Raw genomic sequence first — 24,365 nt, forward strand, 5'->3', positions numbered from 1 at the left:
GGGGGTGATGGGAAATTAGCCGAATGTGAAAGCGTAGGCTTCGACGCCGGGATCGAGGAAACGGATCTCGAAGTTCCGCGCCTCCACCTCACCGGATTGGCGTACGAGCTGGTAAAGTCGGGTCGACGTTACGGTGCCGTTGCCATCGGCATCGATGTCTGCGCCGTGATTTGTGCCAGGGGCCTTGCCATCGATCGTGACCTGGAACCTGACCGGCTTGCCTGCCTTGCCCGGGCCAAGAACGAGATGCAGGTCGCGGGCGCTGAAGCGGGAGGTGATCTCTCCACCCGCGCGGTCGAGCACAGCCTGTTCAGGGTTGATCGTCCACGTTCCGGCAAGACCCCATTCGTTGAGATCGAGGTCCCTGCTCGTATAGTCGCTGGCAACACCGGCACGCAGGGGTTCTTTCGATGCAAACCCGGTGGCGCGTTCGTAACCGAGATAGGTTTCACCGGAACGGATGTTCTTCAGATCAGGACTGGCTTCGGCACCCTTGGCCTGCGGGTCGACGGGCGCACTTGCCGCCATCTCGCTGCCAGCCTCATGCAAGAGGTCTTGAATAGCCTGCTCGGTCTGGCGGTAATTGCCTTCACCAAAGTGGTGGTAGCGGATCTGACCCTTGGCATCGATCAGATAGTGAGCCGGCCAATAATTGTTCTCGAAGGCGCGCCAGATCTTGTAATCGTTGTCGACTGCGACCGGATAGCCGATCTTGAAATCGCTGATGGCTTGTTTGACGTTGTCGATCTTTTTCTCGAAGGCGAATTCCGGTGAATGCACACCGATCACAACCAGACCCTGATCCTTGTATTTCTCCGCCCAGGCACGAACGAATGGGACAGTGCGAATGCAGTTGATGCAGGAGTAGGTCCAGAAATCGACGAGAACGACCTTGCCGCGAAGCTGCTCCGCAGTCAGCGGCGGTGAGTTCAGCCACTCGACGGCACCATCGAGCGAAGGTGCACGCCCCTCGATGGGAAGATCGGCACGGAAGGGCTGGTTGGCCCCATTGAGCGGCACAGTGCCGTTGCTGGCGACCTCACGAGCGACAGAGGTGTCCGGATTCCCATGAAGGCGGTCCAGAATGGCCTGTTCAAACGATGATGTACTGGCATAAGTGAGGCGAGACAGAAGACCGGTATCGAGGCCAAGCGCGATCACGGCAACCCCTGCAAGAACGGCCGCTCCGAGGATTTGTCGAATGCGTTCGCTGATGCCAAGCGACTGCTTCATTGCAGCAAAAACGCGACCTCCGACGAGAAGAGCAATAGCGAGCGATGTGGCGGCGCCAGAGGCATAGGCTGCCAGCAACAACGTGGTCTCGATGTTCGCGCCTTGCAACGCGGCCCCCGTCAATACGAGGCCAAGGATCGGTCCGGCGCAGGGGGCCCAGAGCAGACCTGTCGCCACGCCTAGGATCAGTGATCCGGTGACAGACGATGCCGAGCCAGGTTTGCCGTGAGCATTCACCAGCCGGTTGCCCAGATCGACAACCGGTTGGGTGATCGCAGCGGCGATTTGCGGTGACAGGAGGCTCAGGCCAAAGACAGCCAGCAATGCGATTGCAGCAAGGCGCCCATATTCGTTGGCATGGATCGCCCAGCTGCCGCCGACTGCGGCAAGCGTTGCAACAAGTGCAAATGTTACCGCCATACCGGCAAGCATGGGCAGCGTGCTGCGCAGGAAGGGTTGTCCTGCACGGGCGAACACGAAGGGAAGAATGGGTAATATACAAGGGCTGAGTATCGTCAGCGCTCCACCCAGATAGGCAATGATAAGAAGCGTCATGTGTTCGTCTCCTCGAAAGCGGGAGCTGGTACAACGTGAGACCGTGGAACCAGCGATGACGCCAGTTTGGTCGATACGACGTATCCCGGATGTGTCCGTTCACCACGCAAAATGTATCGAAGTGTAGAAACGGCCGGGATTGCGGGAGACGGGACAATTCGTGTCTTCCGTGACGAGCGCAACGCCTGCTGAATTGTATCAGAGTGTATCTGCTGGCCGAAAAGTTACACCCGCATGCAATTATCGACGCTCAGCGACATACGTCAGATACATGCTGCCGGCTTTCTTCCGATCGTCATTATGGAGATTGGAGAAAAGATCATGATCAACGAAATCAATGTTCAGCGTCGCCGTTTTTTTGGCATTGCCGCCATGACGGTTGCCGCTGTCGAACTTGGCGCTACGACTTTGGCCAACGCAAAGTCCGCCACCGCAACATTGCCTGCCGCCGGTCAAGCTGCAGCTAAGGGCAGTGGCCATACCTCGTTTGATGCGCTGAAGCAGATTGATGCCGGCGTGCTCAATGTTGGTTACGCCGAGGCGGGTCCCGCAGACGGTCCGGCGGTGCTGCTGCTGCACGGCTGGCCGTATGACATCTACAGCTATGTCGATGTCGCTCCGATCCTTGCTTCTGCCGGGTATCGTGTGATCGTGCCCTATCTGCGTGGCTACGGCACAACGCTCTTCCTTTCCAAGGACACCCCCCGTAACGGCCAGCAGGCAGCCCTTGCTGCGGACATGATTGCGCTTCTGGATGCGCTCGGCATCGAGAAGGCGATTGTTGCCGGCTACGACTGGGGTGCCCGCACCGCCGACATCATGGCTGCACTCTGGCCGGAACGCTGCAAGGCACTGGTATCCGTCAGCGGTTATCTGATCGGCAGCCAGGAGATCAACAAGAAGCCGCTTCCTCCCAAGGCGGAGCTGTCCTGGTGGTATCAGTTCTATTTTGCCACCGAGCGCGGACGTGCCGGTTATGCCGCCAACACCCGCGACTTCGTGCGGCTGATCTGGCAGACCGCCTCGCCGACATGGAATTTCGATGACGCGACGTTTGATCGATCGAGCCCGGCTTTCGACAATCCGGATCATGTCGACATCACCATCCATAACTACCGCTGGCGGCTTGGGCTGGTCGAGGGTGAGGCCAAGTACGACGCCTATGAGCAGAAGCTTGCAAAACTGCCAGTCATCACAGTTCCGACCATCACCATGGAAGGCGATGCCAACGGTGCCCCGCATCCTGATCCGTCTGCCTATGCCGCCAGATTCTCTGGAAAGTATGAGCATCGCAACGTCACCGGCGGCATCGGGCACAACCTGCCGCAGGAAGCACCGGAAGCATTTGCCCAGGCAGTCCTCGACGTTGCGAAGTTTTAGGCTTGCCCGCGTCGGCAAACCGATATCTTTTCTTTCTCAACTCAACTAGGCATTCGGTATCGGGCTGTTTGCTAGCGTCAAGGCGTTGAAGACATTCATGGAACACATAGACCATATCCTCGTCGTCGATGACGACCGTGAAATCCGCGAGCTGGTTTCGAGCTATCTGAAGAAGAACGGATTGCGCGCAACAGTGGCGGCGGATGGCCGGCAGATGCGGACATTTCTCGAGCAGAATGCGGTCGACCTGATCGTGCTCGATGTGATGATGCCGGGTGATGACGGATTGGTTCTGTGCCGTGAGCTTCGGGCTGGCAAACACAAGGCGACGCCGGTCCTGATGCTGACTGCCCGTGATGACGAGATGGATCGTATCATCGGCCTCGAAATGGGGGCCGATGACTATCTGTCCAAACCCTTTGCGGCGCGTGAGCTTCTTGCCCGTATCAAGGCCATTCTTCGCCGCACACGGATGTTGCCGCCCAATCTGCAGATCAGTGAGGCGGGAAATCTGCTGACTTTCGGCGACTGGCGTCTTGATACGGTCGGACGCCACCTCCTCGACAGGGAGGGAACGGAAATCGCATTGAGCGGTGCGGAATATCGTCTGTTGCGCGTTTTTATCGATCATCCTCAACGTGTGCTGAACCGGGATCAGTTGCTGAATCTCACACAGGGTCGGGACGCAGAATTGTTTGACCGCTCGATCGACCTTCTTGTGAGCCGCCTGCGTCAGCGTCTGGGTGACGATGCTCGTGAACCGACCTACATCAAGACCGTCAGGGCCGAAGGTTATGTCTTCTCTGTGCCGGTCGAGATATCGGAACCAAGGGTATGAGCGGCGCGGCTGGAAACGACGGAACAACCGCCGCCACAGCCAGACGCGGCTGGTGGCCCAGTACCCTGCGTTCGCGGCTTTTCATCATCCTCTTCATCGGGTTGGCGATAGCCTACAGCCTGTCCTTCAGCATACTTTTCATCGAACGTTACATGTCGGCCAAGGCTGTGATGCTGGGCACGCTCGAGAGCGATCTTGCAACATCGATCGCCGTTATCGACCGGCTGCCGCCAACCGAGCGGCCGCTGTGGCTTGACCGGCTCAGCCGTGGCAACTACCGCCTTCTGCTGGGGCCGGGTCTTCCGGGCGTTCCTGACATGTCTGGAAGGGGCGCGGAGATTGCCGAGCGGATCGAAGAGGCCGCAGGCCACAGATTTCCCCTGAGAGTCGAGGCCATCCCGGAAGACGGCAAGCGGCTGCAGGGGCATGTCACACTGTCGGATGGTTCTGAACTGACCATTGATGTTACGCCGCGCGGTGTCATGCCGATTGCGAGCTGGCTTCCCTATGTTTTTGCTGTGCAGATGGCGCTATTGCTCCTTTGTACCTGGTTTGCGGTGCGCCAGGCGATCCGTCCTCTCGGAGATCTGGCCGCCGCTGCCGATGCGGTCGATCCGAGCAAGAAGGGTGAGCCGATGCGCGAGACGGGTCCCGCCGAAGTAGCGCGGGCGGGGCGCGCCTTCAACGCCATGCGCGACCGTATCGCCCATCATTTGGAAGAGCGCGTGCAAATTCTGGCAGCGATCTCGCACGATCTGCAGACGCCGATCACGCGCATGCGCCTGCGGGCCGATATGGCGGATGACACGCCCGAAAAGGAAAAGCTGGTCAGCGACTTGCGCGAGATCGAACGGCTCGTGCAGGACGGGATCGCTTACGCACGAAGTGCGCATGGAAATGCGGAAAAGGCGTCCCGGATCGATCTTTCTTCCTTCATTGAAAGCATCGCTTACGATTATCAGGATACGGGCAAGTCGGTCCGTGTGATCGATCTGGTTCAGGGTACAGTTGCAACCAAGCCGCATGCGCTTCGACGCATTCTCACCAACTTCATCGATAATGCGATCAAATTCTCCGGTGCGGCTGAAATCGGCATTGAACGGAGAGACGGTGGCGAGGTCGTCATCACCGTGCTGGACCGTGGGCCAGGCATCCCTCAGGACATGCTCGAAGCGGCCATGCAGCCGTTCTTCAGGCTGGAGCAATCGCGAAATCGCGAAACGGGTGGCGCAGGTCTCGGTCTTGCCATAGCCCAGCAGCTTGCGGGTGCGCTGGGCGGTTCGGTCCGGCTCTACAATCGCGACGGCGGCGGTCTGGCCGCGGAACTCACGCTGCGCTGAACATCCTTTTTGTAAGATTGCCGCCGCTTGGCGGCAGTTTCCTACAGTCTGTTACACTTCAGTTGTTTCCTGAAACATGCGCGATACGCCGATCCGTCAGAACATCCCCGTCAGTTACAAAGGAGTGTTCCATGACCAAGATCGAAAAGGTTCTCTACACCGGCAAAACCCACACCACCGGTGGACGCGATGGCTTTGCCCGCAGCGACGATGCGCAGCTTGAGGTCAAGTTGTCGCCTCCGGGGTCCACTCAGCCGGGTACCAATCCTGAGCAGTTGTTCGCGGCCGGCTGGTCGGCTTGCTTCATTGGCGCAATGGGGCTTGCTGCAGGCAAGCGCAAGCTGCGTTTGCCTGAAGGGACAGCGGTGGACGCCGAAGTCGATCTCGGGACAACTGAGGGCGCCTATTTCCTGCAGGCGCGTTTGAATGTCAGCCTGCCGGGTTTGGAGCCGGAACTTGCCCGCACGCTCGTCGAGGAGGCCCATCAGAATTGCCCCTACTCCAAGGCGACACGCGGCAACATCAACGTTGAACTCAATCTGGTCTGAACAGGAGGCTTCCATGCGGATGCCAGTCATCCTCGTCTTGATCGCGTCGATCTTTGCAGTTCCATGCATCTATGACGCCGCCTCGGCAGAACCGTCTCCATTCGCCGGCCTCTATAGCCTGGCAATGGCCTACTGACCCCGAGCGAAAGATGGCTCTTGCTTTGCCGCAAGAGCCATTTCTGTTTGCTGTTCACGCCAGAATGGCTTTGGCTTCCAGGTAAGCCTCAAGTCCGAACACCCCGTACTCCCGACCAATACCCGATTGCTTGAACCCGCCGAATGGTGCCGCCGGGTCGTGCGGTGCACCGTTTATCACCACGCGACCGCTATCGAGCCGTTCGGCCAACGACTGCATGTGCGCCATGTCTGTGCCGTGAAGATAAGATTGCAGTCCATAGGGGGTATCGTTGGCAATGGCGATCGCCTCTTCCTCGTCGTGATAGGCGATGACCGAGAGAACAGGCCCGAAGATTTCCTCGCGCGCAATACGCATCTCATTGTTGACGTTGAAGAAGATCGTCGGTTGTGTGAACCAGCCTTTGTTCAAACCCTGCGGCCGGCCAAGGCCGCCAGTCAGTAACGCGGCACCCTCCTGAAGTCCGACATCGATATAGGACTGTACCCGGTCATATTGTTTCTGGCTGACTATTGGTCCGACCATCACCTGCGGGTCGGCAGGATCTCCGGCCTTGAACTGCGCAGCGCTCATCTTCAGCCGCATCAGAATGTCTTCCATGCGCTGTGCGGGGGCGAGGATACGGGTGCCGGCTACGCAGGCCTGTCCGCTGTTCATGAACCCCATGCGCAAAACGGTCGGGATGACCGTGTCGAGATCGGCATCATCCAGAATGATGTTCGGGCCCTTGCCGCCGAGTTCCAGGGTGACGCGCTTGAGGCTTTCCGCACCAGCGCGCAGGATTTCCTTTCCGACCCTGGTCGAGCCCGTGAATGTCACCTTGGCAACATCCGGATGGCGCGAGAATTCGGCGCCGACCACATCGCCAAGGCCGTTGACGACGTTGAATACACCCTTCGGCAACCCGGCTTCGTGAAGGCATTCAAGCAGTGCCTGTGTCTGGATGGCGCTCATCTCGCTGGGTTTGATGACGATGGTCGTGCCTGCGGCAATCGATGTGGCGAGCTTTGAGGCAATGAAACCGATGTTGCTGTTCCAGGGCGTGATCGCTGCAACGACGCCGATTGGCTGCATCCGAACCCTCGTCTGGCCAGACTGGCGATCGAAATCGTAGCTTTGAAGCGCCTTCGCCATATCGAGAAAGGTCGTTGCCGCATGCGGAATGGCAAAGCGGGTAAACGTTTGCGGCGCGCCGTATTCGGTCGCCATGGCCTCAGTCAGCTCCGGAATTCGCGCCGACACAACCGAACTCAGCGTCTTCAGCATCTCGATACGCTCTGCCTTTGTCGTTCTTGAAAAGGCAGGGAACGCACGCTTGGCAGCGGCGATTGCCGCCTGCGCGTCCTCGATATCGCCGAGGCGAACAGTGCCGATTTTCTCTTCAGTCGAGGGGTTATGAAGGTCGGCGATTTGCGTGCCGTGGGGCGTGACGAACTGGCCGTCTATGTAGACTTTGTCGATGTGGCGCATGTCTGACTCCTTTGAGGTGATGCGTCATATCTGGCATTTCGATGATGTCCTGATAAGCTATCCAAAGATGCGCGGTCTGATAAGGAAATGTGGACAATGATGCGAGGCTCTCTGGCCGAACTGGAAGCCGTTGTGGCGGTGGCGGCCCAAGGTGGTTTCCGATCTGCAGCGCGAGAACTTGGCATTTCGTCCTCGGCCCTCAGCCAGCAGATCGCGACACTGGAAGCAAGGATGGGTGTGCGGCTTTTCAATCGTTCGACGCGCAGTGTCGTGCTTTCAGCCGCTGGCGAGCAGTTCGTCGCGGAGATCGTGCCGGCGCTGGCGGCCATCCGCAACGCTGTCGAGCATGTCGACGAGCACAGGGCTGAGCCGACAGGCACCTTGCGGATCAACAGTTCCATTGGAGCGATCCGTATGGTTCTGGCGCCAGTGGTGCTGGAGTACATGCGTCTTCATCCGCAGATGGCTATAGAGATCGTCACGGAAGGGGCGCTGGTCGACATCAACGCTCAGGGTTTCGATGCGGGCATTCGTATTCGCGAGGCGGTGTCGCCGGATATGATTGTTGTCCCGATAAGCGGGAGTGTGCGGCCGGCAATCGTTGGCTCGCCCGATTATTTTCGGCATTTCGGCAAGCCCACAACGCCAGCCGATCTGCAGAGCCATCACTGTATTCGTGCGCGCATGGCCAGCGGTGCAATCTATGGCTGGGAGTTTGAGCGCCGGGGAGAGAGCTTCACCATGGATGTGCCTGGAAAATTGACGCTCGATGAAAGTGACCTGATGCTGCGCGCGGCGAGAGAAGGGGCCGGGCTTGCCTATCTCAACGAATGGCAGGTTGCCGACGATGTCGCCAGTGGTCGCCTTGAGCAGGTTCTGGCAGAATGGACGCCGCCTTATCCAGGCCTCTGCCTGTATTATCCCGGGCGTCGCAATATACCGGCGAAACTGCGCAGCTTTATCGATCTTATAAAGGCAGTGCGCTGGGACTAGCGGAAGAGCAGCCATCATTCAAAGCTTGAATATTGCGATAAAGACGAATTGCTTCTAGCACCGGTTGCGAGCGATTCTTTATGTCGCCGTTTCGGCGATTGCAAACCTCCACATGACACGCTAACGAAACAAGACTTTTTAACTCAACTATTCTTGCCGGATACCTTGTGACCGCTTCCGAAAGCATTCTCTGATCATGGACAGCGATATTGCGCGCCTTGATGCGGCTTTTCCGGCGATGCGCTCATCCCTTTTTCAGGCCGTTCTGCGGATTGTACGCGACCCTGCCATTGCCGAAGAGTTGACGCAGGAGGCCTATGTACGTGCCCGCCGGGCGGTGGAAACGGCAAAGCCGCAGCGCATGGAAGCCTTTCTCTGGCAGACCGCGCGCAATCTCGCTTTCGATTATATCCGTTGGAAAAAAGTGCGGGCTGGCACCGAGACACTCGAAGCGGTCGAAAGCCAAGGAAGTGAGGTGGCCGACACCGCACCTTCGGCAGAAGAGCAGGCAATCCAGAAAGACAACCTGCGCATTGTCGGCGAAGCCTTGCAAAAATTGCCGCCACGCGCTCAGAAGGTCTGGGTACTCAGCCGTGTCGAAGGGTGGTCCTATCCCCGTATCGCCGCACACCTCGGCGTTTCGCCAAATACGGTTTTCAACGATATCAAGATGGTGATGGCATTGCTTTACGACTTGCGCACCAAAATGGATGCCCCATGAGATTTCATCAGCTTTCTGTCGAGAAAAATTTTTCTGAGCAATGTCTGCGAAGTTTTTTTGTGAGATATGCCCTGCTCGAACGTCACTGTTCATATGGTCGCGCGAAAACGGGAAAAGCGGACGGTTTTGATGCGTGAAGGCACAGGAGAGCAGAGCGGATCGGAAACTTTCCTGCATCCCGATCCGGCAGTCGATGCGGCGCTGGACTGGCTGGTGCGGCTGGAAGCGGCTGGCCATGTGGATAAGACCACACGCAGCGAATTTGACGTCTGGCTCGCCGCCGCGCCATCCCATCAGAAGGCCTGGAAGGAGATCCATGGCTTGTGGGCTGCGCCTGAAACGCTGGTCGCCGCACAGGAACTGGAAGTTCACCTCAGCCAGCAGCCCGTTTTACTCGACGAAATGAGAGAGAAGAAGCGCCCCAGGTGGTCGTTCCGATCCTTTGCCATGGCTTCTGCTGCGTCGCTCGTCCTCGTCGCTGGCACGGCTCATGTGATATCGAACTATCTGCCGCGGATGCTGGCGGACTACACTACGTCTACGGGTGAGCGCCGCGAAATTGCTTTGCCGGATGGCTCGCGGATGATCCTCAATACACACAGCGCCGTGGCTCTGGATTTTACCGAGGGGCAGCGCGGTGTGCGGCTTCTGCAGGGCGAGGCCTTTTTCGATGTTGTGCACGATGCCGAGCACCCCTTCCATGTTGCTGCAGCCTATAGCGAAGTGCGTGTCAAAGGCACGGCGTTTGGCGTTCGCACAGAAGACGACACCGATACGGTCTCTTTGCAACGTGGTGCGGTTGATGCCGTGCACGAGCGCAAAGACATCCCCGTTGCGCATCTGTCGCCAGGCGAGATGGTCGTTGCGTCGGAAAAATCCCTCTCTTCAGTCGCTTCGTTCAACTCCGATGAAAATTTCGGTTGGCTGAAAGGGCGTGTCGTCATCGAGGCGCAGCCGCTCTCCAAGGCGCTCGAAGAAGTCGGCCGTTATTTCGATGGCCGTATCTTCATTCTTAATCGCGCACTTCTCGACGTTGCCGTCAGCGGCGACTACAGGATCGATTCCGCCGAGGCCGCAATCGACAGTCTAACCACCGCTGCCGGTGGAAAAATCACTGTTGTTCCGGGCGGTTACATAATCATTCGATAAAAACTCAACTTTTTTTGTGAGATTTGTTCGCGTCGCACGTCGAACGCTACTGAGGGCCTGTTGCAGTGCAGCAGGCCATCGCCGAGCCGAGGGGGCTCAGCGGATCGATCAGTGGCTCGTCTTCCATGATGGTGGATGAGAGGCGTTCAGGAGATGGAAATGGCATTGTATGCGGGGCAGGTAGCTGGTGGTCATCGTGGCGCTAGCGGAAAAAGACCGGTCGTAAAGTTTGCGGTCTGGTTGGCATCCTCAGCATTGATGCTGGTTCTGGCTTCGCCCTCCCTGGCGCAGACGACGGTGCCGGCTGAAGCAACGGCGCAGAGCGTTTCCTTCTCCATTCCGGCGCAGCCGCTTGCCAGCGCTATCAAGGCATTCATTCGCACGACCGGCTGGCAGGTTGGATACCCTGCAGCACTCGTCGGCAATCTGCAATCCAGACCGGTATCAGGACGCCTTGCGCCGCAAGCCGCTCTGCAAGCAATGCTGGCCGGGACCGGTATTGCCGTTCGCATCACCGGCCCGCAGACGGTGACGCTGGTGGATGCAAAAGCCGCTGCCGCTGCCGAGGGTGGCGACACCACCCTTCTCGATACGATCTCGGTTGCTGGCGGCAACAGAGGCGTTTCTCTCGGCACCAGCAGCCTTTCCGATACCGGCACAACGACAATTTCCGGAGGCCAGATTGTTGCCCGCTCGGCAGGAAACGACGCCAACGACATTTTGCGCAATCTGCCGAACGTGCAGTACCAGAACGATATCGATGACGACGCAGGCGTTTCCGATCAGGACTTGATCGATCTGAGACCACGCGAAGTCTCGATCTCCGGTGCGCGTGTCTACGAGAACAACTTCATTCTCGAGGGCATGCCGATCAATACGGTGACTGGAACGGCAGAAGCTTATGGTAATGGCGATCTTGATGAGGGTTCAATAAATCAGGATCGTATCTATGGCTTGCATTCGCAATCCATCTATGTGCCAACCGATTTTCTCGAAGGTGTGACGGTGATGGACAGCAACGTCTCCGCTGCCTTTGGAAATTTCCAGGGCGGGGTCGTGTCTTACAAGATGCAGCAGGCTGCTTTTGACCGCTGGCAGGGCAGCGTCAGCACCGATTTCACCTCCAGTCGCTGGACGAGCTACAATCTCGGTACGGAAACAGGATTAAACCCAAACGGGGTGGCAACGCCCGAGTACATCAAGCGGCGCACCAGTGTTTCCGTTACGGGGCCGATCACAGACAATATTGCAATTCTTGGGCAATATAGCCGCCAGACGGCCGTGACCGGTAAAGACAAGGACTATCAGTACATCGAAAACCGTCGAGTCGATGAAGACTCCAAAAACGAGTTTTACCGGGCACAGATCAAAGCCAATACCGACCTCGGTGATTTCACTCTGGAAGGCGTCTACACCGATTACCATCAGGTGTGGGATAACGAAAAATGGCGCAACATGAAAATCGATCAGACTGCCACCGGTCTGAGTGCCAAGTTGGAACATAACTACGAGTTTGCCAATTTCGACCTTGGCGGTGTTGCCTTTTCAAATGTGAAGCTCAATTCGAAGCTGAGTTATAGTGGCTCGGAAAATGCCAATGACATGAATGGCAACGTTGCTCGCGCCTACGTTCAAACTTTTTTTTCGGGCAGAGTAAAGCGTTTCGAAGCGACAGATGTATCCGGGATTTCGGACTGGTGCCGTACCGATCCGTCGCTCACGGCCAGCACACTATGCTATGACGGTGCCACTGGTGATAAGGAGCAAGGGCAGGATAGCCTCACCTGGTCGCAGGATGTGAGCGGGGATATTGGAAGCGGCTCCTTCAAATTGGGGGGAGAATACAGCTATACCGACGCCTATCGTCGCCGACCGGAAGACTCCACCTATTATGGCAGTTACATGGTACGCAACCAGACTAACGCTTTGGCGAATATGAAATTTATCTGCAATACAGCGGAGGAGTGCAACGAGGAACAGTTCGCAAACACAAAGACGACTTACAGAGCCTTTGATGTACACGCGCGCCTCAACCAGTTCAGTGCCTACGCAGAACTGGAGCAGACTTGGGACTGGTTCAACGTCCGTGGCGGCGCCCGTATCACCTATGACGATTATATGAAAAACGTCGATGTTGCACCGCGCTTGGTTGCAACCATCACTCCCTTCGATGACTTCTCAATCTCGCTTGGCGCAAACCGTTATTACGACGCGCAGAGCTTGGCTTACGCCATTCGTGACAGGCAGCCACGGGCGCAAACCCAGACTCGTTCGCAAACTGGTGGCTTGGTTGGCGTTTGGAACCCCCCTACCACTTCTCAAACCTACACCAATCGCGCCTCCGATCTTGACACTCCGTACAGCGACGAACTCACCTTTGGATTGTCGGGAATTGAACCACTGCTTGGTGGTGAATGGCGATTGAGGTTCGTTGATCGTCGCTCGAAGGACCAGTATGCCACGACGCAAATTGGAAACTCGACTCGCGTTCTTTCCAATGATGGCAGCGGTGCGTACCAATCGGTCACAGCTGAATATGCCAAAGAATTCGATATCGCGAACTTCGGGCCGCTCGAACAGTTGCTCTTCAATGCATCCGTTACCTGGTCGCGTCGGGAAGTTTCGAACGACAATTACTACGAAGATTCATTCGAGGACGAGTACGTCTATTACAAAGGGCAGTCGTACACGCTCGCCGGCTTCAATGTTGTCACGGGGAATAAGGATATTCCCGTACGTTTCCAGGCAGGGCTTTCCAGCAGCTGGTTCGATAACTCCCTGGTTCTTGACGTCAACGCCAATTACAATCTCGGCTATACGGGTGCAAAAGCGACCGATGGCACCATCTCGATCGATGGAAAGTCGCACGAGATCTACGAGGATTTCGACTTCGATCCGTTGTTCACGGTCAATCTCGCTGCGAGCTACCAGGTCTGGAAAAAGGATGATGCCGACCTCACCCTGAACGTTCGTGTCGATAACGTCTTCAATGAAAACGGAAACGCCACAGCGTCCACGACGAGGCCCTGGCTGATCGGCAGAACCGTCTGGGTTGGCGCCAAGGCGACGTTCTGATGATGGTTGTGCTTTCGCGCTTTGTTGCCGCCATCGTTATGCTCGTGGCTCCGCTGGCCCATGCTGGCGAGGCGGAGTGGGACCCGCGCCTCACCCGTGGAACGCTCGATAACGGTCTCGCCTATGTCCTCTATGATAGTGGCAAGGCGACAGATCCGTTCAATATCCGGCTGATTGTTCACGCCGGATCGGTGGATGAAGAAGAGCCGAGCGGTATCGCCCACATTCTGGAGCACATGGTGTTCCAGTCGAACGAAACCTATCCTGAAGGCATCCATCGTTACATCCAGCAGATCGGCTGGCGACAGGGTTTGCAGATCAATGCCGTGACGCGTGAAAGCGAAACGCAATATATGATCCGTACGCGCCCCAATGATGCTCTCGATCTCTCAGGCGCATTGAAGCTCGCTTCCGATACGGTTTTCGGTGCGCAGTTGCGACAGGAGGACTGGGCGAAGGAACGGTTCGTGATCCTTGAGGAGCTGCGGCAGGGCAACAAAACGGCCGATCGTATCAGTCGCCAGAAAAAGGCGGCCTTGCGCGTCGGTTCCCGTTATGTTGATCGCTCGACAATCGGTACGCGGGAAACCATCGAAAATGCCTCGATCGAGGATATCCGTGCTTTCTACGATCGCTTTTACACGGCCTCGAACATGACCCTCGTCGTCTCGGGCCGTATCGATAAGGCCAGTGCGGAAGCTGCGATCAAGGCGGCATTCGGTTCCGCTCCCAAGCGTGCAAGACCGGACCGGTCCTATCTCGAGCTGCCGTTAAAGGCGGGTCTCAGCACCGGGCTTGTGCAGGACCCGGCAGGCACGTCATCCCAGACGACCTATGCGTTTCGCCTAGCCATGCCCGATCGGACGAGTGAAGAGGGACAGCTTGCCTATCTTCAGAAGTATTTTCTCACCCGTCTGATCCGAGATGCCATCCAGGCGCAGGCACCGCACTATGAAAACTCGGTCGACAGGCTTGGTTTCGTGGCCCAGGAAACCACGGAACACCGGCTGATCCTTGCCTTCAACGCGTCCGGCGCAAATCATGCCGCTGCTCTGCCTGTTATGCTTGAGGCTATCGAGCGTGTCAGGCGTGAGGGAATTGCGAAGTCAGCCTTTGACCGGCTGATGGCCTCTGCGCGGCGCATCAATGACACCAATGTCAAAGCTGCCGAAGGCCGCACCTTTGCCGAATGGGAAGATCGTATTGCTTCTGCAGTGCTGACAGGCTCAGTGGTCGATGATCCCGCCAAAAGAGCAGACCGCACCCGTGTTCATCTCGACCGCATAACGCTTGAAGACCTTGAGGCCCGTATGCGGGAGATGTTGTCGTCTCCGGATCAGGTGCTTTTTTATCAGGCTCCTGGCGGCGTCAGTGTTTCCCTGCCGTCCGTTGCCGACGTGACGGCGATCGGTGACCGCCTTGCGGCTTTGCCGAAGCTGCCAGATCTGCCGCCGCTCTCCAATCCGAAACAGGTTGCCGAGACTCCTATCCCTTCGTGGCCCGCCGATGCGACCGTTCCACAAACGGGCTCGGTGGCAGAAGTACGCAACCTCGAAAACCCAGACATCCGGGAGTGGACACTTTCGAATGGCGATCGGGTCGTCTGGCTGGTACGCGATACACCGGATGGCAAGATTTACCTTTCCGGTCAGTCGTCACCGGGTTTTCGCAACGTGGAGCTCGGTAGCACACTTTCGCAGGTGGCGGTGCAACTGTGGGCGCAGAGCGGTTTTCGCTTCTGGACGCAGGAGGAATTCGATCGCTGGACAGAAGCGCAGCCCGGCGGCAGCCGCTGGAGTTATGCTCTGAAGGCCAATGTGCTTGATGCGGCAGTTGCCGCTACACCGGAACGTCTTCCCGCTCTTCTCGAGCGTTATGCGCAGGACATTGCTTTCGGGACTGTCCGTCCAGAGGCCGTCGCGGAGTTTCATCGTCTCAGTGCCGCAAGTGCTGATCAGGGCGATGACTATGCGCAACTTCTTTTTGGCCTCGGGCAACCCGAGCGTACGCCGGCGTCACTGACCGTTGGGGAGCTGCAGGCTGCCGCTTCAAAACTCTTGGCCCAGCCTGTCACATGGTTTGCCGTAGGGACTGCTCCCGATGACAATATTCGCGACGGCTTTGCCAAAACCATTGGCGCCGTGTCCCGCCAGGCAGTTCTCAAAACGGCACCTGCTTTGCAGCGCGAGGGACTTCACGCGGCAAGCGTGGAGGATGGCGACGGCGACCGTGCCCGCGTGCAATTGTCGTTCTTCACGCCCATGAACTGGACGCCGGAAACAAGTTTCCTCATTTCGGCGCTTAATCCCGTCGCTCAACAGGCGCTGAAAAACGAACTGCGCTACAAGCTGGGTGGCATCTATACCCTGCAGTTCGAGCTTGAACTGGATGCGGGAAGCAATCGGGCTATCGGTACGCTGTCATTTTACTGCGCGCCTGAGAGGGCGCAGGAGCTTACAGATGCTGCCATCGGGGTACTGGATCGCATGCCAGAGATCGTTCGGGGCGTTGACATCGATCGTATCCGTGCCGACATCGACTTTGCCGAAGGCAGCCGGCTTGATGATCCCAATACATGGCTGCGACGGCTGGCGCTGAGTTATCGCCGGTACGACAACGCCGGTTATCTCACGCGCATGAAAGGTCTGCCTGGGCGTTTGACGCAGCAGGTTTTCGAGGCCGAAGCGGCTTCCGTTTTCAAGACAGATAATCTCGCGGTCCTGACGCGCTTGCCGGTTGAGAGAGCGGAGCCTTAAATCCGGCGTTTGAATTGCTGCAAGCGGTTGCGTGACCCGACAAAAAGCCGGGTCACGTCAGAATTAATGCGTCAGCCGTGCCCTTGATCTGGTGACGATGTAACCGGCAACAGTCATTGCCGCGACAAGACCGAGGAGCGCTGCAGGCAACATGAACGGCTGTACTTTTGCCAGAAGCGGGACAGGGCCGCCGGCACGTGCGGCTGCAACATCCGCTGGCGAGACATGTGCATCCGGGTTGCCGAATTTGGTCAGAACATAGTTCGAGACGTCGGCTATGTCCTGATCGCTCAACGGGTCGACATAGGACTGCTTGCCAAACCCTGGCATCAACACCTCATGATGGCCCGTTGTCCGTTCGACCCCATAAAGAATTGTGGCAACAAGATTGGCGGGCTCGATCGATCCGGTTGCAGTGTTGTGAAACAACGAGGGATAAGCCTGGTTTTCGCTGCCTGCTCCATTCGGCTGATGGCAGCTTGCGCAATATCCGCTGTACATCTGCTCGCCGTTGCGCAGGCTGTCGTGTTCGTTTTGGGCATAGAGACCGCGGATCTTGTCCTCGTCGCTGCCCGTCCCTGAAAACGCATGAGCAGGCTGTGTTTCGAGCGGATCGCGGATGGCGGGAACCGTCTTGAGATAGGCAGCCAAAGCTTTGAGATCGCTGTCGGGCAGGTGCTGCAAGCTGTTTTGAACCGCTTCCGCCATGCCGCCGGCTGCCTGGTTCTTGCCTTCTGCGTGGCCGGTGCGGAAATATGCGACGAGTTCATCGTTGCTCCAGCCACCGATCCCGCTGACCGGGTCTGAGGTTATGTTAGGGGCATACCACGGCCCGACGAAACCACCTGCCAGGAACGCACCACTATTCTCGCCCATCAACGGTCCGCGTGGAGTGTGGCAGGAACTGCAATGGCCAAGCGCGCCGGCGAGATAGGCGCCACGATTGAGTTCGTCTGATCTGGCTGGATCGGCGCTGAATGGCGTCTTCGTGGCATAAAGCAGGTTCCAGAATGCCATCGAAAAACGCAGGTTAAAGGGAAATGGCAGCGCAGTGTAATCTTTCGGCTTGCCGTCGACGGGCGCCACACCCTGCATGAAGTAGGTGTAGAGGGCGTGGATGTCCTTGTCGGTCATTTCCGCATAGGCATCGTAAGGCATGGCCGGATAGAGATGCTGACCATCTTTCCGAATGCCCTTGCGGACAGCCTGTTCGAAGTCTTTTTCCGTATAGGTTCCGATACCCGCCGTGTTCGAAGGCGTAATGTTGGTGGAGAAGATGGTTCCAAGCGGCGAAACGATGCCGTACCCCCCGGCAAAAGGGGCACCCTTGTTTGGCACCGTGTGGCAAGCCATGCAGTCGGCGCCTATAGCGACCATCTTGCCCTGCTCGATAAGAGCTTTCATGTCGGCCGACGGTTCCTGTCCCTGTGCGGGAGCAGAAAACGCCAGACCAATACCGAGCAATGAGGCAACGAGCATTGTGCGTTTGGTGACGTCACGCATGGTCATGCCCCCATCCGGCGGGAAATGTCGTCGGCTGCCTTCAAGCCAAGCGCGGCCATGGTCAGTGTGCTGTTCACCACGCTGGCGGACGGCATGGCGGAACCGCCAGCGATCCACAGGTTGCCGTGATCGTGCGAAAGACAGTTGCCATCCACAACCGAATCCTTGGGGTTTGCCCCCATGATACAGCCGCCCATGATGTGGTTGTTGGCGTTGAGCGACGTGGTGATGTGCAGGTCGGTAGCGTTGAAGAGCCTGGCGATCTGTTCGAGTTGCGTGACGGCGGCGTCATAGCCTTTACGCACATAACCGCCGACATCGTAGTAGACATCGGGGCAGGGTATGCCGTGAGGGTCCACGCGCGTCTTGCTCAGAGTGACCCGGTTATGCGCTTCTGGAAGAGGCTCGAGGCTGATCGAAAGATCGACGCCGTGGATTGAGCGCTTTCTGATCTCGGCGTCGAGCTCATCGCCGACCAATCCCTGTTTCAGGGCGGCGGTTGCCGCAGATGTGACCTGGGTGATGTTGTTCAGGATCATCTTGTTCGCGGAGTATTCCGACCGGAATTCACCATCACGCGGGCCGACGAGACAGCTACTCTGCGCAGGTCCACGGCCGATCCACAAGGGTTCATCAGCCTGGAAGAAACAGTGGAAGCCCGAGTGATCCATCATGTTGCGACCGACCTGATCGGAAGAGTTGGCGATGCCTGCGGGATTGCGGTCGTTGGCTGCCGCCAGGAGAAGACGTGGGGACTCCAGCGAGTTGCAGGCAATGACGAAGGCTTGCCCGGTGGCCTTGTGGGAGACATGCTTGTTATCGTACCAGTGGATCGCGGTGATACGATTGTTCTCGTCCGTATCGATTTTGTAGACGACGGATTCGGCCAGCACGACAGCACCCTTGGCTTCAGCCGAAACAACCGAGTGGATGCCGTTATACATTGCGCCGATGGGACAGATGGGCTGGCAATTGTTGTTTCCGCAGCAGGTTGGCCGACCGTTCCAGGGTCTTGTGCTGCGTCCCTGTGGGATAGGAACCGAGCGGAAGCCGTGCGGATTGACGACTTCGGCAAACCGCTTATCGCCATAACTCCAGGGCACCATGTCCATCGGATAGGGACGGCTGCGCTCGGCGGGAGATTGCAATGCTGGATCGTTTGGTCCCGCGACCCCCATCGTGTCTTCCGCCCGACAGTAATAGGGCTCGAGTTCGTCGTAGGAAATCGGCCAGTCGCGTCCTACGCCGTAGGCTGAATACATTTTCAGATCGACAGGCAGATGCCGCCAGGACGATGCTGCCCAGTGCCAGGTCGTGCCGCCGACGGTTTTCAGGTAGCCCTGTTTGAACCCCTTGCCATCGGGGCCGGACAATTCCACGAAATTGTTTTCCGGCCAGTAGAGCGGGGCTGGCGCCCACTTGGACTGGGGATAGAGACCCTGGAAATCAGAGCCGGTGCGGTTCTTGAACGGCATGTTGCGCCAGTTCTCCACCGCTTGAGCCCGCTGGATACGCAATCCCGCGTCGAGAACCAGAACCGATTTGCCCTCACCTGCCAATTGATCGGCCATCATTGCGCCGACAACGCCCGAACCGACAATGACCACGTCAGCCGTGGCATCGCCATTGGAAAACACTGGTGATTTCATGTCAGAGAACTTTCGGATTGTTGATAGGCATGCGGGCGATCTGTGGCGGCAGACCTGTCCACCACATCGGGCCTTTATTGCAGTAGGTTGGAACGATCAGACCATCCGCGACGGGGAGGTACATCAGTGCTTCCCTGTAAGCGACGACGACCGGCCCTTTCGACGTTTCGATCGTGCCTGTGTACCAGGCAGTCAGGATCGTGCTGAGGAGATCGCCTTGACCGGCCTCGGTCGCCGCCTCCTTCAACTGCAGCGCCGTGACATGGCGGTCGGACAAGATGCCCAGTGCCGCGATGGTGGAAGGCAGATCTGGATGATCAATCAGCAGAGCATCGTAGATGCGTGCAGACGTGATGGAAGACAGATCGGACTTGCCGGTAATCGTTTTTGAGACCGCATAGAAGTTTGCAAAAACGCTGGCTTTGGCATCGTCAGCAAAACTCTGCCGATCAGTGGTCATGGCCAGAACAAGCGCGGCAGTCGCGGTCATCAGCGCGCGCCGGGTGATGACAGGCTGGTCACCAATTCCCTGCGTGGATGGTGTGGGGTCGGACAAAATTTCCATATCAAGTTCCATAGGGACGTGCGGGTTCGATCCGCCACGTCATGGGCAGTGAAATTAAAAACAGGACTTTGATTTCGGCTCGTGGTGCGTTGACAACGATCGCCAGGGTCGAAATGACGCACTGTTTTTGCTATTTAGATCGATCTAAGTCAATTCAGAAATTTTGCAGTGCAGCATTTTTGACTCCGGGCGGCTATCCCGAACTGCTCCAAACCTGTCTGGACGGTTCGGCTTGTGGTCGTGTAAGGATCGGTTCCGCACTGACCTTAAAGTTGTCCAAGACACGCTGGATCGCATGAAAGACCATGGCTCGAACCGTCAGGTGACCTTGATTGATGTGGCGAGGGAGGCCGGGGTCTCGCGCGCAACGGCCTCGCTGGTTATTCGGCAGAGCCCGCTTGTCTCGAAGTCCACGCGCGAAAGCGTCGAAGCGGCCATCGAAAAACTGGGTTATGTCCGCAATCTGACAGCAGCGCGGCTACGCTCCGTACAGAGCAGGCTTATCGGCCTCATCGTGCCAAATCTTTCGAACCCGTTCTTCGCAGAATTTCTGGCGGGTGTTGAAGCGGTCCTCGACCAGCATCATCTCGCCGTGCTGATGGCAAACAGCCAGGATGATTGCGGCCGGCAGACAGACTTGATGCGGCGGATGCGTGAACATGGCGTGGACGGTGTGATCATCTGCCCGGCGGCCGAAACGCCAAATGATTGGGACGAAGGTCGTAGTTTCGGATCAATGCCGGCCGTCCAGACGTTGCGACACGTCACTCGAAATCTCGATTATGTCGGAGTGGATTATCAGCAAGGTGTACGGCTCGCCGTCGATCATCTTGTGAAACTCGGACACCGCGCGATCAATCTGGCGGTTCAGGGGGCCGAGCATTCGGCGTATCGTGAGCGTGTCGCATCCTACAAAAGCACGATGTCTTCGCACGGGCTCGATGATAAGGCAATTTTCCGTATCCCCGGGTCGATTGCGGATATTCCCGGATGCGCCAGCGAGCTCATGAAGTGTTATCCGGCATCCACCGCAACGCTTTGTTTCAATGACATCACCGCGTTTGGCCTGTCCGCCGGATTTTACGATCTTGGGGTCGCGCTCGGCCGTGACCATTCGCTGATCGGCTTCGATGACGTGCTGAATGGTGAGGCCCGGCGTCCGAAACTGACATCGGTTGCAACCCACCCCGAGCTTATCGGCAGGGCAGCGGCAAGCCGTATGATTGCACGACTGAAAGAACCGTCGCTGCCGGCAAACAGCCAGATTCTTCCTGCCGATCTGGTCGTTCGGCAAACTTGCGGACCAGCGCCTGCCACGCCAAACCGGTAAGATATGTCCGGTTCTTGGAACCAAGGCCATACCAATTCCTCAGCCGCCTTCAGCGACCCAGTGCCGTACAGGCAGAGGGCACAAGTGTATCAACGAAACGCCAGAAATTTGCGTTCGCTCTTCCTGAAAACCATTGTGATAAACAGCACAACGACCATGTAGAGCGCAGCAGCCGTGAGAAAGCCTTCGTAGACCACGTAATAGGTCGAATTCAGTTTGCGTCCGGCCCCAAGAATGTCGACGATAGTGATCGTCGAAGCAACCACGCTTGCGTGCAAGAGGAAAATCACCTCATTGGAATAGGCTGGCAATGACAGGCGAAATGCCTGTGGGAGGGCGATCAGCCGGATCACCTGAGCGCGCGTCATGCCGTAGGCAGCGGCAGCTTCCAGTTCGCCTTTGTCCAGACTGACGAGTGCACCTCGGTAGATCTCTGCAACATAGGCTGCACTGTTGAGCGTGAAGCCGACGATGGCGCAGGTATAGGCGTTGCCGAGCAAGAGCCAAAGTGCTGACTCACGAACGCCTTGAAACTGGGCAAGGCCGTAATAGAGAATATAGAGCTGCACCAGAAGCGGCGTTCCACGGAACACGTATGAATAGGTTGCCGCGGCTTTCCCGAGGAAGGGAACGTTATAGGCTTGCACGAGAGCGAGCGGGATCGCCAGAATTGCGCCAAGGGCGAGCGCAATCCCAACCATCGAAACGGTGACCCACAAACCATGGGCGAAAAGCGGCCAGTTCTCGAAGATCAGCGCGAAGTCCATGCAGCACCTATTGAAGCTTGTAGCGGTTTCGAAGCTGCCGCAGGGCAAGATCGGAAAGGAATGTCAGACCGAGATAGACGGCAAAGGCCAGGAGCAGGAACAGGAATGGCTGGTGGGATGAGCGCCCTGCCTGATTGGCGTTATACATCACATCCTGTAGGCCGATGATCGACACCAGTGCCGTTGTCTTGAGAAGCACCAGCCAGTTGTTGGTGAAACTCGGCAGAGCCAAGGGCACGAATTGCGGCCAGACAATCAGGCGCAGCCACGTCAGCGGTCGCATGCCGCAGGCAAGTGCTGCTTCAATTTCACCCTTGTCCAGTGCGGCATAGCTGCCTCGAAACGTTTCCGTCATGTAGGCGCCAAAAATGAAGCCGATGGTCGCGGTGCCGGCGACGAAAGGGCTGATCTCGATGTAATCCCACAAGCCGGTCATTTCGCCGATCGAATTGACGAGGGTCTGACCACCGAAATAAACGATCAACATTAAAACGAGGTCGGGAATACCGCGGACGAGTGTCGTGTAGCCATTGCCGAGGATGTTCGGCAAGCGATGTCGCGACAGCTTTGCCCAGGCGCCGAGCAGGCCGAAGAAAACCGCCAGAACCAGCGAAGCAAGCGACAACGTGATTGTCAGACCAATGCCTGAAAGCACCATCGGACCATATGCGAACAGGGTATCCACGCGACTTCATCCCCTTGGCTGAAGGCGCCGCCTTTTTTAAGGCGGCGCCACTGCGGATTATTTACCGTAGACGTCGAACGGGAAATACTTGGCGTTGATCTTCGCGTAGGTGCCATTCTCGCGGATCGTCTTGATCGCGCCGCTGATGGTGTCGCGCAGCTTGCTGTCCTTCTTGCGAAGCGCAATACCCGTGCCTTCGCCGAAATACTTGTCTTCGGTGTATTCCGGACCAAAGAAGGCAAAGTCCTTGCCCTGCGGCGTTGCAAGGAAGCTATCCTGTACCACCACCATGTTCGCCATGCCGGCATCGATACGACCGGCGGCCAGATCAAGCCAGACTTCGTCCTGTGTCGGGTAGGTTTTGACGGTGACACCAGGCATGGTCTTTTCCAGGAATACCTGGGTTACCGTGCCGCTCTGTACGCCAACGGTTTTACCATCGAGCGTTTCAGGCGTCAGGCCGGCCTTTGCCGGAGCAACGAAGCGATAGGGGATCTTGTAGTATTTGCCGGTGAAGTCGACGGCGCGCTTGCGCTCTTCGGTGATCGACATCGACGCGAGGATCGCGTCATATTTGCCGGACTGCAAAGCGGGGATAAGACCGTCCCAGTCCTGCTCGGTCCAGGTGCACTTTGCTTTCAGCACTTCGCAGATCGCGTTACCGATATCGTAGTCGAAGCCAGCCAGTTCACCGGCCTCGGTCTTGTACATGAAAGGCTTGTAGCCCGCCTCGGTTCCCCAGCGGATGGTCAGATCTTCGGCGCTTGCGCCACCTGCAAGCAGGGCGGCAACGGCCGAAGCGGCCAGAACTTTAAATACCTTGTGCATAGTCGTTCCTCTCTGTGTTGTTTTTACATTCTGGCAATGAACTCGGCCCAGCGGGCCGATACGTCCGCAGGGTTGCGGAACATTTCGTTGGGTGGCGCGACGGCTTCGGCCACCCCTTGATTCATGAACATGACACGGGTGCTCACATCACGGGCAAATGCCATCTCGTGTGTAACAACCAGCATCGTACGGCCCTCCTCGGCCAGATCGCGCATCACTTTCAGCACGTCTCCGACCATCTCCGGGTCAAGTGCCGATGTTGGTTCGTCAAAAAGCAGGATTTCCGGGTCCATCGCCAGCGCACGGGCGATGGCGACACGTTGTTTCTGCCCGCCTGACAACTGCGATGGATAGAAGTTCAGCCGCGCGGACATGCCGACGCGATCGAGAAAATGTTTTGCTTTGGTCTCGGCCTCGGTCTTGGAAGCGCCCTTCACATGGATCTGGGCGATGGTGACATTTTCGAGTACCGTCAAATGGCGCCAAAGATTGAAGCTCTGAAAGACCATGGCGAGGCGGGTCCGCAGATCCGTCAGTTCCTTGGTGTCGCTTGGCTCAAGCTGCCCCTCGCGGTTGCGTCGCAGGGCGATTTCACGGTCGTTGACCATGATCTGGCCTTCGGTGGGATGTTCCAGAAAATTGATGCAACGGAGAAACGTGCTTTTTCCAGACCCCGATGAACCGAGGATGGAAATGATATCGCCCTTGTGCGCAGCCAGCGAGATGCCCCGAAGAACCTCAAGATCGCCAAAGGATTTGCGAATGTTGAGAACCTCAAGGGGAGGGACTTGCTTCAATGTCGTCATCTCCTTCGTCTCCGCCGGTCTGCTATGAGAAACAAAAT

19 protein-coding genes are annotated in these 24,365 nt (G+C 57.4%); 10 read left to right on the plus strand and 9 right to left on the minus strand.

Annotation, left to right across the window (positions count from 1 at the left end):
* Positions 1–15 precede the first annotated feature (15 nt).
* The gene (locus FY156_22360; GenBank protein ID UXS04230.1) at positions 16–1,788 is read right to left on the minus strand and encodes a cytochrome c biogenesis protein DipZ; all 1,773 of its coding nucleotides are present in this window, start codon (positions 1,786–1,788) and stop codon (positions 16–18) included.
* A 321-nt stretch (positions 1,789–2,109) separates the two neighbouring features.
* Here FY156_22360 and FY156_22365 point away from each other — a divergent pair, with 321 nt between their 5' ends.
* From FY156_22365 to FY156_22380, 4 genes are all read left to right on the plus strand, one after another.
* The gene (locus FY156_22365; GenBank protein UXS04231.1) at positions 2,110–3,168 is read left to right on the plus strand and encodes an alpha/beta hydrolase; all 1,059 of its coding nucleotides are present in this window, start codon (positions 2,110–2,112) and stop codon (positions 3,166–3,168) included.
* A gap of 97 nt (positions 3,169–3,265) precedes the next feature.
* Positions 3,266–4,006 (plus strand): response regulator, encoded by a 741-nt coding sequence (locus FY156_22370; GenBank protein UXS04232.1) that lies wholly within the window; start codon positions 3,266–3,268, stop codon positions 4,004–4,006.
* A complete protein-coding gene (locus FY156_22375) occupies positions 4,003–5,346 on the plus strand; it encodes a HAMP domain-containing histidine kinase (GenBank protein ID UXS04233.1) in 1,344 nt (447 codons plus the stop codon). The genes FY156_22370 and FY156_22375 overlap by 4 nt, the downstream gene beginning before the upstream one ends.
* Before the next feature lie 131 nt (positions 5,347–5,477).
* On the plus strand, positions 5,478–5,894 hold the full coding sequence (locus FY156_22380; GenBank protein ID UXS04234.1) for an organic hydroperoxide resistance protein: 417 nt from the start codon (positions 5,478–5,480) through the stop codon (positions 5,892–5,894).
* A gap of 190 nt (positions 5,895–6,084) precedes the next feature.
* Here FY156_22380 and FY156_22385 read toward each other — a convergent pair whose 3' ends face one another.
* On the minus strand, positions 6,085–7,500 hold the full coding sequence (locus FY156_22385; GenBank protein ID UXS04235.1) for an aldehyde dehydrogenase family protein: 1,416 nt from the start codon (positions 7,498–7,500) through the stop codon (positions 6,085–6,087).
* A 99-nt stretch (positions 7,501–7,599) separates the two neighbouring features.
* On the opposite strand from FY156_22385, the gene FY156_22390 reads away from it, so the two are divergent.
* The 5 genes from FY156_22390 (at position 7,600) to FY156_22410 (ending at position 16,194) form a co-directional block, all read left to right on the plus strand.
* Complete coding sequence (locus tag FY156_22390) at positions 7,600–8,493, plus strand: LysR family transcriptional regulator (GenBank protein ID UXS05207.1); 894 nt, start codon at positions 7,600–7,602, stop codon at positions 8,491–8,493.
* Between the two features lie 196 nt (positions 8,494–8,689).
* Entirely contained in the window at positions 8,690–9,214 is a 525-nt protein-coding gene (locus FY156_22395; protein UXS04236.1) for a sigma-70 family RNA polymerase sigma factor, read from the plus strand.
* Between the two features lie 129 nt (positions 9,215–9,343).
* On the plus strand, positions 9,344–10,363 hold the full coding sequence (locus tag FY156_22400; GenBank protein UXS04237.1) for a DUF4880 domain-containing protein: 1,020 nt from the start codon (positions 9,344–9,346) through the stop codon (positions 10,361–10,363).
* Positions 10,364–10,522: 159 nt separating this feature from the next.
* The gene (locus FY156_22405) at positions 10,523–13,438 is read left to right on the plus strand and encodes a TonB-dependent receptor (GenBank protein UXS04238.1); all 2,916 of its coding nucleotides are present in this window, start codon (positions 10,523–10,525) and stop codon (positions 13,436–13,438) included.
* Entirely contained in the window at positions 13,438–16,194 is a 2,757-nt protein-coding gene (locus FY156_22410) for an insulinase family protein (GenBank protein UXS04239.1), read from the plus strand. Before FY156_22405 ends, FY156_22410 begins: the two co-directional genes overlap by 1 nt.
* 63 nt (positions 16,195–16,257) lie before the next feature.
* Here the strand turns inward: FY156_22410 and FY156_22415 are convergent, their stop codons facing one another.
* Genes FY156_22415 through FY156_22425 form a run of 3 tightly spaced genes read right to left on the minus strand, consistent with a single transcriptional unit; the run spans position 16,258 to position 19,923 of the window.
* Positions 16,258–17,697 carry a c-type cytochrome gene (locus FY156_22415; protein ID UXS05208.1) on the minus strand — a complete coding sequence of 480 codons (1,440 nt, stop codon included), beginning with the start codon at positions 17,695–17,697 and terminating at the stop codon, positions 16,258–16,260.
* A 2-nt stretch (positions 17,698–17,699) separates the two neighbouring features.
* On the minus strand, positions 17,700–19,346 hold the full coding sequence (locus FY156_22420; protein UXS04240.1) for a GMC family oxidoreductase: 1,647 nt from the start codon (positions 19,344–19,346) through the stop codon (positions 17,700–17,702).
* A 1-nt stretch (position 19,347) separates the two neighbouring features.
* Positions 19,348–19,923: a hypothetical protein gene (locus tag FY156_22425; protein UXS04241.1), complete on the minus strand. Its 576-nt coding sequence runs from the start codon at positions 19,921–19,923 to the stop codon at positions 19,348–19,350.
* 283 nt (positions 19,924–20,206) lie between these two features.
* Here FY156_22425 and FY156_22430 point away from each other — a divergent pair, with 283 nt between their 5' ends.
* Positions 20,207–21,241 (plus strand): LacI family DNA-binding transcriptional regulator, encoded by a 1,035-nt coding sequence (locus tag FY156_22430; GenBank protein UXS04242.1) that lies wholly within the window; start codon positions 20,207–20,209, stop codon positions 21,239–21,241.
* 89 nt (positions 21,242–21,330) lie between these two features.
* Here FY156_22430 and FY156_22435 read toward each other — a convergent pair whose 3' ends face one another.
* The 4 genes from FY156_22435 to FY156_22450 form a co-directional block, all read right to left on the minus strand.
* Positions 21,331–22,008: an ABC transporter permease subunit gene (locus FY156_22435; protein ID UXS04243.1), complete on the minus strand. Its 678-nt coding sequence runs from the start codon at positions 22,006–22,008 to the stop codon at positions 21,331–21,333.
* 7 nt (positions 22,009–22,015) lie between these two features.
* Positions 22,016–22,666, minus strand: coding sequence for an ABC transporter permease subunit (locus tag FY156_22440; GenBank protein ID UXS05209.1), 651 nt, complete (start codon positions 22,664–22,666; stop codon positions 22,016–22,018).
* Between the two features lie 84 nt (positions 22,667–22,750).
* Positions 22,751–23,521: a transporter substrate-binding domain-containing protein gene (locus tag FY156_22445; protein ID UXS04244.1), complete on the minus strand. Its 771-nt coding sequence runs from the start codon at positions 23,519–23,521 to the stop codon at positions 22,751–22,753.
* 23 nt (positions 23,522–23,544) lie between these two features.
* Complete coding sequence (locus FY156_22450) at positions 23,545–24,318, minus strand: ATP-binding cassette domain-containing protein (protein ID UXS05210.1); 774 nt, start codon at positions 24,316–24,318, stop codon at positions 23,545–23,547.
* Between the last annotated feature and the right edge of the window lie 47 nt (positions 24,319–24,365).

The sequence above is a fragment of the Agrobacterium tumefaciens genome (assembly GCA_025559845.1).
GTDB lineage: Bacteria > Pseudomonadota > Alphaproteobacteria > Rhizobiales > Rhizobiaceae > Agrobacterium.